At 59.6% G+C, this 12,358-nt stretch carries 9 protein-coding genes and 1 tRNA gene; 1 reads left to right on the plus strand and 9 read right to left on the minus strand.

The genetic code is table 11. The features are described from left to right. Both FH975_RS14440 and FH975_RS14445 read right to left on the minus strand, forming a co-directional pair. Positions 1–1,883 (minus strand): choice-of-anchor G family protein (locus tag FH975_RS14440; RefSeq protein WP_162321923.1); only part of this gene is annotated, 1,883 nt, incomplete at its 3' end. 97 nt (positions 1,884–1,980) lie between these two features. After that, positions 1,981–2,052, minus strand: a tRNA-Thr gene (locus FH975_RS14445). Between the two features lie 200 nt (positions 2,053–2,252). Here FH975_RS14445 and FH975_RS14450 point away from each other — a divergent pair. Beyond that, positions 2,253–3,797, plus strand: a complete 1,545-nt coding sequence (locus tag FH975_RS14450; RefSeq protein ID WP_162321924.1) for a TIGR01777 family oxidoreductase — start codon at positions 2,253–2,255, stop codon at positions 3,795–3,797. Positions 3,798–3,817: 20 nt separating this feature from the next. Here the strand turns inward: FH975_RS14450 and FH975_RS14455 are convergent, their stop codons facing one another. From FH975_RS14455 to fdhD, 7 genes are all read right to left on the minus strand, one after another. Then, positions 3,818–4,294 (minus strand): pyridoxamine 5'-phosphate oxidase family protein, encoded by a 477-nt coding sequence (locus FH975_RS14455; RefSeq protein ID WP_162321925.1) that lies wholly within the window; start codon positions 4,292–4,294, stop codon positions 3,818–3,820. Between the two features lie 93 nt (positions 4,295–4,387). Further along, positions 4,388–6,229 carry a DEAD/DEAH box helicase gene (locus FH975_RS14460; RefSeq protein ID WP_328821909.1) on the minus strand — a complete coding sequence of 614 codons (1,842 nt, stop codon included), beginning with the start codon at positions 6,227–6,229 and terminating at the stop codon, positions 4,388–4,390. A 433-nt stretch (positions 6,230–6,662) separates the two neighbouring features. Then, positions 6,663–7,115 carry a DUF4282 domain-containing protein gene (locus tag FH975_RS14465; protein WP_153078317.1) on the minus strand — a complete coding sequence of 151 codons (453 nt, stop codon included), beginning with the start codon at positions 7,113–7,115 and terminating at the stop codon, positions 6,663–6,665. A gap of 147 nt (positions 7,116–7,262) precedes the next feature. Further along, on the minus strand, positions 7,263–7,877 hold the full coding sequence (locus FH975_RS14470; protein WP_153078318.1) for an MBL fold metallo-hydrolase: 615 nt from the start codon (positions 7,875–7,877) through the stop codon (positions 7,263–7,265). A gap of 34 nt (positions 7,878–7,911) precedes the next feature. Continuing rightward, positions 7,912–9,009 (minus strand): S-(hydroxymethyl)mycothiol dehydrogenase, encoded by a 1,098-nt coding sequence (locus FH975_RS14475; protein WP_162321926.1) that lies wholly within the window; start codon positions 9,007–9,009, stop codon positions 7,912–7,914. A 46-nt stretch (positions 9,010–9,055) separates the two neighbouring features. Beyond that, a complete protein-coding gene (locus tag FH975_RS14480; RefSeq protein ID WP_162321927.1) occupies positions 9,056–11,425 on the minus strand; it encodes an FdhF/YdeP family oxidoreductase in 2,370 nt (789 codons plus the stop codon). 21 nt (positions 11,426–11,446) lie between these two features. Continuing rightward, a complete protein-coding gene (gene fdhD, locus FH975_RS14485; protein WP_162321928.1) occupies positions 11,447–12,358 on the minus strand; it encodes a formate dehydrogenase accessory sulfurtransferase FdhD in 912 nt (303 codons plus the stop codon).

The raw sequence follows: 12,358 nt of genomic DNA on the forward strand, positions 1-12,358 counted from the left end.
TCAGCGTCTGCATCCGCCGAAGCCGAGGCAGAAGCCGAAGCATCTACGTTAGCTTCAGCATCCGGGTCAGCAGCAGCGTCTGCATCAGCATCAGCATCCGGGTCAGCGTCGTCATCTTCTGTGACGCTCAGAGTGTCTGTCGCGGAAGCAGTTGGATCAGTATCGTCGGTTCCGGTGACGGTCAGGTCTCCGGCCTCCGTACCCTCAGGCACAGTCCACTCGGTGCTGAAGTTGCCTTCGGAATCGGTCTCGACGCCCTCGAGAGTGTCAATGATGTTGCCCTCGGAATCAGTGATCTCAACAGTGACAGTCGAGTCAGGGGTATAACCCTCACCACTGATAGTCGTCGACTCGCCAGCAGCTACCTCGTTTGGATCCACCGTGAGGGAAGGATCAAGTGCCACAGCCGTACCACGTACGGTCGAGGAAGCAAGATTCACCTGCGCAAGGGGGCCTGCGGGAAGCAAGCTGATCTGCAATGCGCGGACGGTCGACGAATCTTCACCAAGGTCACCAACCTCGGGCTGCACATTGACAGTCAACGCAACAACCTGGTTCACGATCTCGAGCAGCGGGCCGACGATCTCAGTAGCTAATGGTTCCGTAATGCCGTCGATTGTGCTCTCAAGTTCGACTAGCTCTTCAAGAGTGTCGCCCACAATCCCACCGACCAGGTTCAACACCAGATCACCGAGCTCCCCAACGTTGTTGAGTCCGAGTGCACTCAGCAGTGTGCCGATTGCACCCGATGAGTCCACAACCAAGCTGTCTTCAGCCGTACCGTCAAGCAAGGCGCCAATGGAGGTGTCCAAGGTCACTGTGACACTACCTGCGAGGATGATGTCAAGACTCGTTGTCACACTAATTGAAGTCGCCGAAACCGTATCTTCGATGTTGGTGAGGATTTCAGTCACGACGTCGGTCACCGCCTGGGTGATGCCGTCAGCGATAGCTGCCAGCACCGGGCCGCTAAGCAGCTCCGAGTTTGCGGGCATGTCGTTGAGGTTCGGCAAATCGGGATTGGCCGCAAGGAGCGTCTCCAGATCAACCGTGACTGCACCTGTCGCAAGATCGACCGTGACTCCGCTGCTTTCGCCTACGACATCCGCTGGCAGCAGCGCTGAAAGATTGGGCGGAGTGAAATCGACGTCGGCGTTGAAGTTCAGAAGTCCCAAGTTAAGCTGAGCTGCCAAGGCGTCCGAGATTGCGCCTGACAGTCCATTCAGGTCGCCCTGCAATGCGTCCACGGTGGAGAGAAGATCCGTGTACACATCACCAATAGCAGGACTCTGCAAATTAAGCGTCGCGCCGGCGATCTGGTAATCAGTAGTTGGCGTGCCACCGTCGATCTGCTCGATGCTTGATGACAAAGCGCCAGTCTCGAGACTCAGATCACTAATCAGGTTCTCAGTGGCGCCATCGGTGACTTGAGTCAACAGCTCACTGAGATCAACACTGGCGTCAGCGGGAAACTCTTCAGAGCCACCGACTGATATGCCGCCCTGGTCACTCACTGCACCTGAAGCAGCGCGCGCGAAGCCGTCATCCTGAGCCTCGCCATACTGGTTGACAGCACCCAACTGGATGACACCATTCGGACCGAACAACTGGAGCGAATCGCCGAGATTCACACCAATTGCGTTGAGCACCTCAGCGCCCAGCGGATTCGTCACGATCGGGTGGTCACCGCTGGGGTTTTCTGCGAATGCACCGTTGATTTCAGCGATGCCGTCGAGATCGATTCCGGCAGCCTCGCCGCCCAAGAACTTGCCAAGGGCTTCGGATACATCGTCCGGCGCAGCGTTGGCCGGAGCGGAACCGCCCAAGGCTAGGCCTGCTGCTACTACGGTTGCCCCCATCACTGAAGCGCATCGCTTCAGCATGCCTTGGGGTGGTGGATTTCTTCTTCGTTTCCTTTTAGGCGCGTCTAATGTCTTCCCCATGGAAGAGCTTCCCCCTGTGTACTGTCGTGTCTTGCGGAGCCCCAACCGGGAATCGATCCCGGGACCTCAGTCTTACCAAGACTGCGCTCTACCACTGAGCTATTGGGGCAACGGCAGTAAACAGTAACACTGCTGCCGACACTCCCTCAAATTCAAAGGTGCTCGCCGGGAAAGCAGCCCCCGTTTTCTCATCGACAGAGGAGCAGAACCTTACAGCGCACGCACCTGGGGCGGTGGTACGGTCCGTATACCGGCCTGCCGCTGACCTGCGGCGTAACGGACCCGTCGGCGAGACTTTCAGGAGTTCTGATGCCACAGTTCCACTACGAAACCTATCTGCCATTCTCCCGGGAGGATGTCTTTACCTGGTACACCCGGGCCGGAGCGCTGACGCGGCTTCATCCGGCGTTCGCTGGATCAGTCCGTCAGGAACCCCCGAACGGGCCGGTCAACGGCTCAGGCTCCGTCATCACACTCAACCTCCCGGGCCTGCTTGGCACAAGCGCCACCGCAGCCGCCAAGACACTCAGCTCCATGTTGCCGTTCGCTGTCCCGAGCAGCATGAAGTGGACATCCCGCCATGAGGACTTTGAGCAGGGTCGGAGTTTCAGCGACGTGATGGTCTCCGGCCCTATGCGTAGTTGGCGCCACTACCGCGAGTTTATTGACGATGGCTCTGGCACAATGCTCCGCGAAACCGTCACCTACGAATTCCCCGCGTTGTCTCACCTCCCCCAGGCAGTCACCAAACAACTGCACCGGGTGTTCGAGAACGAACTACTCCGTGTATTCGATTTCCGGACCCGACAAACCACCGAAGACTTGGCCTTCCACCAGGCACACGGCACCTTGGAAAGCCAACAGCACGACGCCGCAGCCAACAGTGCACAGATGCGAGACTTCCCTCGCGTCGTGGCAGTGTCCGGGGCCTCCGGCATGGTCGGCCCACAGGTATGCGCCCTCCTCGGCGGCGCCGGCATCAAGGTTCGTCACCTTGTGCGACGCGATCTCAGCAGCCCCAACACCAGCGCAAGGCGCAACAGTGAGGACATCGCCTGGGACCCCGAGAATCAAAAAATCGACGACGCCGCACTGGCAGAGGTTGACGCTGTTATCCACCTGGCAGGGCACCCATTGGCATCACGATTCACCGCGGAACACAAGCGAAAAGTTCGTGACTCCCGAATCAAGGGCACGACGCTCATCGCGGATTCTCTGGCACGCGCTGAGGAGACCAACCCGCGGGGCCGGACCCTCATCAGCAGTTCAGCGATCGGTTGGTATGGGGCCACCTCCGCTGACCGGGCTCACGGCCACGAGGTGCTCCACGAAGATATTGGAGTCGGCACCGACTTCCTGGCCGGTGTCTGCGACGCCTGGGAGAACGCCGCACGCCGGGCTGAAGATGCAGGTGTTCGGGTGGCCATGCTCCGCACCGGCATTGTTCAGTCGCCATCCGGCGGTGCCCTGCAACAATTGCTGCCGATCTTCGCGGCCGGGGCCGGTGGGCCACTAGGTGAGGACCAGGTGCAGAGTTGGATCAGTCTCGATGATCTTGCATCGCTGACAGTGCATCTGCTGCTGAACTCCGAAGCTCGAGGGCCGGTCAATGGTGTCGCACCAAACCCGGTGACCGCACACGATTATGCGAAGACACTCGGCAACGTGCTGCGCCGACCTTCGGCAATCCCCGTACCCGCCTTCGGCCCCAAACTGCTGCTTGGGGCTGAAGGCGCCCAAGAGATTGTGTTCGCTGATCAGCATGTTAGTGCTGAGAAGGCACTGCACCTGGGATACGGGTTCCGGCACCCCGACCTGGAGACAGCTCTGCGCCACATCCTCGGCCGCCATTAATCACCGAAAAGCGGTGGGGCTCAGAATTCGACGTGACCCTTGTCCCCCATGCTCGGAGTGCTGTCTGTTACGGCTGAGGCCACCAGTTTCACAAGAGCAACGGCCTTGCCTGGCCCTTCCCAGTACTGGGCGGTTTCCGGATCCACGCTTATCAGCCAAGCCTCTGAATCGTCAGCACCCTTGGCGAAATAGGCCTTGGCACCCAGATCCTCAAGCTCTTGCTTCTTTTGCGCATCATCCACCACTTCAGCCGTACCGGCGACCGATATCCAGGTCTTGTCGGCGACGAAAGCAAGGTTCACATGACCATCCCCGAGGACGTCATCGACCTTCTCCGACTCGGCTGGGCTGAAGAACCACAGACGGTGGTGCTCATCGATATGTGAGACTGACATAGGCCGTGACACCAGTCTTTGTGATGAGTCCACTGTGGTGAACATACAAGTACCGATGTCGTCGATGCGGGCAATAAGGTCTTTAGCGCTGAGTTCAGTCATTCTGCAGTGTAGACAGAGTGAACTGGACAGCAGCTCGAGACTCGCCTCTGAGATCCTTGACGAGACCCCAGAGACGAGACTCGGAACAAGGGCCTAGCGGTCGCGCCAGCGCGGCTTCTTGGTGGCTTTCTTAGCAGGCCTGTCCGCATCAAACCCGCTGCGTTTTTTGCCGGCGTCGAATCGTTTGCCTGCGCTTGGGGCACCTTGAGACCCGGAATCACGCTCGAGCCGAATGAGCTCTCCACCGATCCGTGTCTTCGACAGGGCGGCCCACTGATCTTTAGTCAGGGTCTCCGGCAGCTCCACGAGAGAGTGCGTGGGGCGAATGTCGATGCTCCCGATCTCGCGAGCAGATAGACCAGCTTCATTGGCGATGGCACCGACAATATGTCCTGGAGCGACCCCAGCCTGACGACCCACTGCAATCTTGTACATCGCATTTCCTGGACCAGCCACTGAAGGGGAGCCCTTCTGGCGAGGACCGCGATCGCGAGCCCCACTGTCACGGGGACCCCGGTCACGGGAGGCTCCACGGTCTTCGCGTTCGAAGCTCTGCGAAGCTGCGCGGGCCAGGTCGTCTTCTGCCTTCTCATCCAGCAGCAACGGGCGACCATCGTGCACCACAGCGACTAGGGCCGCAGCGACGTCTTCAGCTGGAGTGTTGTGCTCATTGACGTAACTGGTGACCAGGTCGCGGTAATCCTCAAGGTCTTCAGTGGCGAGGGTCTGCGTGATCCGCTCAGAGAAACGATCCAAACGGGAGGCGTTGACATCAGCAACCGTGGGCAGGTTCATCTGCTCGACTGTCTGGCGTGTGGCCTTCTCAATGGACCGCAGCATACGCCGCTCTCGGGGTGTGACGAACAGGATCGCTTCACCGGAGCGTCCCGCTCGGCCTGTCCTGCCGATACGGTGCACATAGGACTCAGTATCCAGCGGGATGTCGTAGTTGAAGACGTGGCTGATCCGGTCCACATCGAGACCACGTGCTGCAACATCTGTTGCCACCAGGAGGTCGATGCGGCCGTCCTTGAGTGATTCAACAGTCTTCTCCCGCAGGTTCTGGGGGATGTCACCGTTGATCGCTGTAGCCCGGAAACCACGGGCGGTGAGCTTGTGCGCGACCTCTTCCGTAGCAGAGCGTGTCCGGACGAACACGATTGCGGCCTCGTGGGGTTCGGTCTCAAGAATCCGCACCAAAGCTTCTGGTTTGGCGTGATGCTTGATGAAGACGTACCGCTGGCGCGTGTTCGCACTCGTGGTCGTCTTGTTCTTGACCGAGACTTCGATGGGATCGTTGAGGTAGTCCTCAGAGATCCGACGGATCGCCTTTGGCATGGTGGCCGAGAACAGCGCTACCTGCTTAGTGTCAGGGGTCTGGGCGAGGATCTTGTCGACTTCCTCGGCGAATCCCATGCGAAGCATCTCATCTGCCTCATCAAGGATCAGGTGCTTAACCTCACTGAGGTCCAAGGAACCCTTCGACATGTGGTCGATGACGCGGCCCGGTGTACCAACAATGACGTTGGCACCCCGGCGAAGTCCCTGCAGCTGCGGGCCGTATGGAGCGCCGCCGTAGATGGGCAGAACAGATATGCCCTCAAGCTGCGCCGCGTAGGTGGAGAACGCTTCAGCGACCTGAATAGCCAACTCGCGGGTGGGGGCCAGAACCAGAGTATTGGGCAGGAACCCAAGGTCGCCGGCCTCATGATCTGCCGCCATATGAGTCAGCGCTGGCAGCGCGAAGGCGGCTGTCTTACCGGTGCCCGTCTGGGCAAGCCCGACGACGTCCCGGCCAGCGACCAAGTGAGGGATGGTTTCTGCCTGGATGGGAGACGGAGTTTCGTATCCCATCTTCTCGATCGTGCTCAGGACCTTCGGCGATAATCCGAGGTCGCTGAACGCTAACTGGTTGGGCTGAGGTGTTTCGGTCACGGTGACTCCTTGTCACAGTTGTGCGGCTTGATCCCCGCGTTGTGCCTCAGAGTGCATGATTCTTCAGACCACTTGTGCTCGAACTGCTGGCGCTCGGCGCAGCAGTGCATGGGCACAGCAGGATTCATCATGTGATATCACGCTGGACATTTCACGGGGACGGACCACGAGGGTTTTCCGGAATCGACCCGTGACGAAAACAACGCTCAACTGGACCTACCGACCGGGGACCGGGCGAGCCAGGAGTCTGCACAGATAAACGGGATTATCCGGAGAGTGCTTAGATAGTCTACGCCATATGAGGCTCATGTACCGCATCGGGCTCAGCAGTGCCGGGTGGCGGGCATTGTGCGGGCCACCCGGCACTGCAACTGTGAACTCCTCTGGCACGAGGATGACCGTCACCTCATATGAGGCATATCAGTCTGAAGGTCTAGCGGCGCTGAGACATTTCCCGACGCAGGTTTTCCAGCTCCGTGGTGGTGGCTGCAGTGTTCTGCGCGGTGCGGATCATCGACACGTAGAGCTCCAACGTCAAACGGATCAGAATGAGGTAGAACGGCGCGGCAACCAAGACCAGCAGTAGGGTGAGCAGCCCTCCAGCGGCGGACTCAGTCATGGTAATAAACGCCGCAATGATGCCTACCAGAGCCAGCACACCAATCAGCACCAGTGCAACACCGTAGATGACCGCTGCGAATTTGACGGTGACAAAGCTCTTGAAACTGAAATCGAAGAGTGCCTTGAAGAACCCTGCTGCGTTTGGCCCCTGATCCCGCGGCGCTTGGTATCCACCGAACTCAGGCGGCTGGTGCTGCTGAGGCTGCTCAGGGTATGGGGGCTGGTGGGGCTGGTCCCCGTTCGGGGGTGTAGGTGGCTGTGTCATGGTCTCTCCATCATCATTCAAATGCGACTGTCCGCAGCACAGCAGTGCCACTAACCTTCACCCTACACAGTCGGTGCCGCCCGCCTCCAGCGCCTCATCCACGCCGATTCGGCACCATCGCGCGGACGCAACGTGCTCGTTCACTGTCTAGACGTTTGGGGTTTCCTCACCGATGGTGGTGGAGGGACCATGGCCGGTGTTGACCAGAGTATCTGCGGGCAGTTCGAGAAGCTGAGTGCGGATGGACTCAACGATGGTGTCGAAGCTGCTGTAGGAACGCCCGGTAGCCCCTGGTCCACCCTGGAAGAGCGTGTCTCCGGAAAACAGCACGGGGCTCTCTCCCAAATCTTCAGAGTAGAAACAGGTGGAACCGGGTGAGTGCCCAGGTGTGTGAATCGCGCGCAGAGTGGCGCCGGCGACGCTGAAGGTATCTCCGTCGGCAATCTCAACATCAGGAGCTGAATCCTGATGCACCTGATTCCACAGCATCCGGTCCTCAGGGTTGAGATGGATGGAGCCCCCCATTTTTTCCTTGACGTCCAGTACCTGGCGGATGTGGTCGTCATGCCCGTGGGTGAGCAGGATTGCTGCGACGTTCCTGCCGTTGACGGCTGAGACCACGGCGTCGACGTTGTGTGCGGGGTCGATCACGATCACCTCATGGTCATCGCCGACGATCCAGACGTTGTTGTCCACATCCCAAGTCCCACCGTCCAGAGAGAAGGTGCCGGAGGTTTCAAGGTGTTCGATTCGTGCATTCATAGGTGCTCCTACTTCTCGTGGCTGTCCGCTGATCTCATGCTGTGAGCTCGACGACCGTGCGCAGCACGTCTCCTCGGTTCATAGTGTCGAAGGCTTCTTGAACCTTGTCCAGGGTAGTGCGCTCTGTGACGAAAGCATCGAGGTCCAGCCTGCCCTGCTGGTAGAGATTCACCAGCATCGGAAAGTCTCTAGAAGGCAGGCAGTCGCCGTACCAGGAGGATTTCAGTGCTCCTCCACGTCCGAAGAGGTCGATCATCGGCAGTTCAATAGTCAGGGATGGGTCAGGAACACCAACGAGGACAACTCGTCCAGCCAGGTCTCGGGCGTAGAACGCCTGCCTATAGGTTTCGGGCCGGCCGACGGCGTCAATCACGACATCTGCCCCGAAACCGCCGGTGTGCTCACGAATGGCTTCCACTGGATCGCTCTGCTGGGAGTTGATTGTATGCGTGGCACCAAGTTTCTCTGCCTGCTCCAATTTACGGTCATCGATGTCCACTGCGATGATCGTGGTAGCTCCGGCGAGTTTGGCACCGACCACTGCTGCCGTGCCCACACCTCCCACCCCGATGACTGCCACGGACTCCCCGCGTTTGACGGCAGCAGTGTTGAGCACCGATCCGATGCCGGCCATGATCCCACAGCCCAGCAGGCCAACTGCCGCATTGGCTGTCTCTGGTATGTCATCGATGACTGTGCACTGCCCTGCTGCCACAAGCGTCTTCTCAGCGAAGGCTCCGATGCCCAAAGCCGCTTCAAGCTCAGTGCCGTCGGTGAGGGTCATCTTCTGCGTAGCGTTGTGAGTGTCAAAACAGTACTTCTGTTCGCCCTTCCGGCAGGCCCGGCATTCACCGCAGACAGCGCGCCAGTTGAGAATCACTTTGTCTCCGACCGCTACAGAGGTGACTCCCTGTCCGATCTGAGAGACCCTACCGGTGGCCTCATGCCCAAGGAGGTAGGGAAAGTTGTCTCCCACCTCACCTTGCTGAAAGTGCTGGTCGGTCTGGCAGACCCCGCACGTCAACACATCAACAACGACTTCACCCGGCCCGGGGTCGGGAATGATGATCTGCTCAATGGCAGCGGGGGCGTTTTTGTCTTTGACAACCACAGCGTCGACGGTGAGAGGCATGGAGCGCTCCTTCTTGGGGGGGGTGTGCAGGTGCGACAGAACAGACTTATGATGTTGACAATTCGAGTCCGATGTCACGCTCCACGTGACGTTCGTCTTCGCGGGCTTCTTCGGCGCAGGGTTCGAATCGGATGAATATTGCTTTGAACCCTGGCGTGTTGGACTCCCTGGCCACCAGATCCCGGTGCACCAGGGCGTTGGCCTCCGGGTAGTACGCGGCGGCGCAGCCTTGGACTGTGGGGTAGGCGACCAGACGGAAGCGTTCAGCCCGGCGCTCCTCATCCCGGAAGACAGAGACCACATCGACCAGGTCCCGGTCAGCGAAACCTGTGGCCTGAAGATCTTGCGGGTGAATCAGAATGACCCTCCGGCCCCCAGATATTCCGCGGTACCGGTCATCAAGTCCGTAGAACGTGGTGTTGTACTGATCGTGGGAGCGCATAGTCTGCAGCACCAGGTGACCGGGTGGCGGAGTCAAGTACTCAAGATCCCTGACTGTGAAGTGGGCGAGCCCGTCATCAGTGGCGAAGGCCCGGTGGTCCCGGGGAGGGTTCGGCAGTACAAATCCGTATTTGTCACGGACACGTTCGTTGAAATTCTCCGTCCCGGAAACCACTCGGGAGCAGTGGTCACGGATGACGTCATAGTCTTCGGCCATCGCTTGCCAATCCACCGGGTGATCATCGCCCAGAATCGACTGGGCCATGCGGGCAACAATGACCGGCTCGGCAAGCAGGTGGTCCGAAACAGGTTCTAGCCGCCCCTGCGTGCTGCTGATCACCGACATCGAGTTCTCCACTGACAGGAACTGAGCACCACCGGGATGCTTATCATCTCGATCAGTGCGCCCGAGAGTCGGCAGGATTAGGGAGGTCCTGCCGTGCATCACATGTGAACGGTTGGGTTTGGTGGAGATATGGACGGTCAGACCGGTGCGCTTGAGTCCCTGCGCCATCAGCGCGGTGTCGGAGTTGGCCATGGCGAGGTTGCCGCCCAGGGAGACGAAAACGTCAATTTCACCTTCGGCCATTGCCTTCATGGTGTTGGTGGAGTCGTGGCCGTGGTGTCGGGGAGAGGTGATGCCGAATTCGGCATCGAGCCGGTTGAGGAAGCCTTCGGTGGGTTTCTCCCAGATGCCGAACGTGCGGTCACCTTGCACATTGGAGTGTCCACGGACGGGGCAGGCCCCCGCACCGGGCTTACCGAAGTTCCCCTGCAATAGGAGGAGATTGACGATCTCTTTGATGGTGTCCACCGAGTGCGGCTGCTGGGTGATGCCCAACGCCCAGCAGAAGATCGTTGCTTTTGAGGAGGCCAGGGTCTCGGCCGTGGCCTCGATCTGGGACCGGCTCAGGCCAGTAGCCAGTTCGGTTTCTTCCCAGTCGAGGTTTGCGCGGGCAGCGCGGTAGCCCTCGAAGCCCTGAGTGGAGGACTCGATGAAGGCGGAATCGACGACGCTGCCAGGGTTGGACTCTTCTTCCTTCAGCAGCAAGTGCCCCAGTGCCTGGAAGAGTGCTTGATCTCCGCCCACGCGGATTTGCAGATACTCGTCACTGATCCGTTCCCCTCCCCCCATGAGCCCCTTGGGAGTTTGGGGGTCCTTGAACTTCAGGAGCCCAGCCTCAGGAAGCGGGTTGACTGCGATGACCTTCCCGCCGTTCTTCCGGCACTCAGCCAGGGAGCCGAGCATGCGCGGGTGGTTGGTTCCGGGGTTCTGTCCCACCACAAAGATCAGCTCTGCGTTCTCGATGTCTTCCAGGGAGACGGTGCCCTTGCCGATGCCGATCGTGGGCGTCATCGCGGTGCCTGAAGATTCATGGCACATATTGGAACAGTCCGGGAGATTATTGGTGCCTAAGCTCCGTGCCAAGAGTTGGTACATAAAGGCCGTCTCATTGGCGGTGCGGCCTGAGGTGTAGAACGCACACCGGTCAGGCTCTGTGGCGCGGACGTGCTCACCGATGAGGTCGAAGGCGGCGCTCCAGGAGATGGGCGAGTAGTGCTCTTCGCCTTCCCGAATGATCATGGGTTCAGTGATCCTTCCGGACTGTCCGAGCCAGTACTCGGTCCGTGTCTCAAGCTCACTGATGGGATGTTGCGCCCACCATTCGGGGGTCACGACACGCTGAGTGTTTTCTTCTGCAAGTGCCTTGACGCCATTTTCGCAGAATTCGACTTTCTTGCGGTCACCGGTGATGGACTCGGGCCAGGCGCATCCAGGACAGTCGACGCCGCCGGGCTGGTTAACCCGGTACATGGAGCGCAGCGTCCGGCTGACTCCGCCCTGTTCCAACCCGCGGTCGAAGGAGACCTTGACTGCTTTGAGCCCGGCGGCGGACACCTTGGGTTGTCCGACTTGCAGTGTTGTTTCGTCGATATCGCCGAACTCGACTCGGCGTCCCCGTGCTTTAGACATGGCCTGCGGATCCTTGTTCTCTCATTCGACGCTGAATGTGTCCTGAGCGGTTAATTCTAGTCTGCCCTCGACCCGATGGTCATGGGTGTAGACGTTAGCGCTCTTTCCGCGGGAGAAGCCGACCAGCGTCAAGCCGGCTCGTTCGGCAAGGTCAACTGCCAGAGAGGACGGAGCTCCAACGGCGCTGAGCATTTCAATCCCAGCCAGGGCTGCTTTCTGCACGAGCTCGAAAGATGCCCGGCCTGAGACCTGGAGCACCGTACCTGTGAGCGGCAGGCGGTTTTCCATAAGTCCCCACCCGACGACTTTGTCCACAGCGTTGTGGCGGCCCACATCTTCGCGCAGACAGATCAGGTGCCCTTCAGCGTCGAAGAGTCCTGCCGCGTGGACTCCCCCGGTCTTGTCGAAGATCTTTTGTTGGTCTCGCAGAGTGTCAGGAAGCTTCAGCATGGTCTCGGCGCTGATGCTCAGCTGGGGACCGCGCTCTGGGGCAGGGGGGAGCGTCTTCTCTACTGCGTCGATTGAGGTGGTGCCGCATATGCCACATGCCGACGTGGTGAGAACATTCCGTTTTTCACTGATCGAAGGCCTCATCACAAACGGGTCCAGGTCACAGTCGATGACGTTGTAGGTCTGGTTGCCGAATTCATCGGCACCGGCACAGTACCGCAGGCCGCGCAGTTCTTCTGAGCGCCCAATCAATCCTTCAGCCACCAGGAACCCAGCGACAAGTTCGAAGTCGTGGCCGGGTGTGCGCATGGTGACGGTAAACGCCTCACCCGCAAGCCTGAGCTCCAAGGGCTCCTCAACTGCGAGCAGGTCAACCTTGCTGCGGGAGGTGACACCGGGCTGGCGGGGCTGAGTGGAATCCTGCGCATTGTCAGACTCGCGGAGGATCCGTGTGATCCGCTTGCGCTGGGTGATGCGGCCCAT

Origin of the sequence: Nesterenkonia haasae, assembly GCF_010119385.1 — a bacterium.
GTDB classification, from domain to species: Bacteria; Actinomycetota; Actinomycetes; order Actinomycetales; family Micrococcaceae; genus Nesterenkonia; species Nesterenkonia haasae.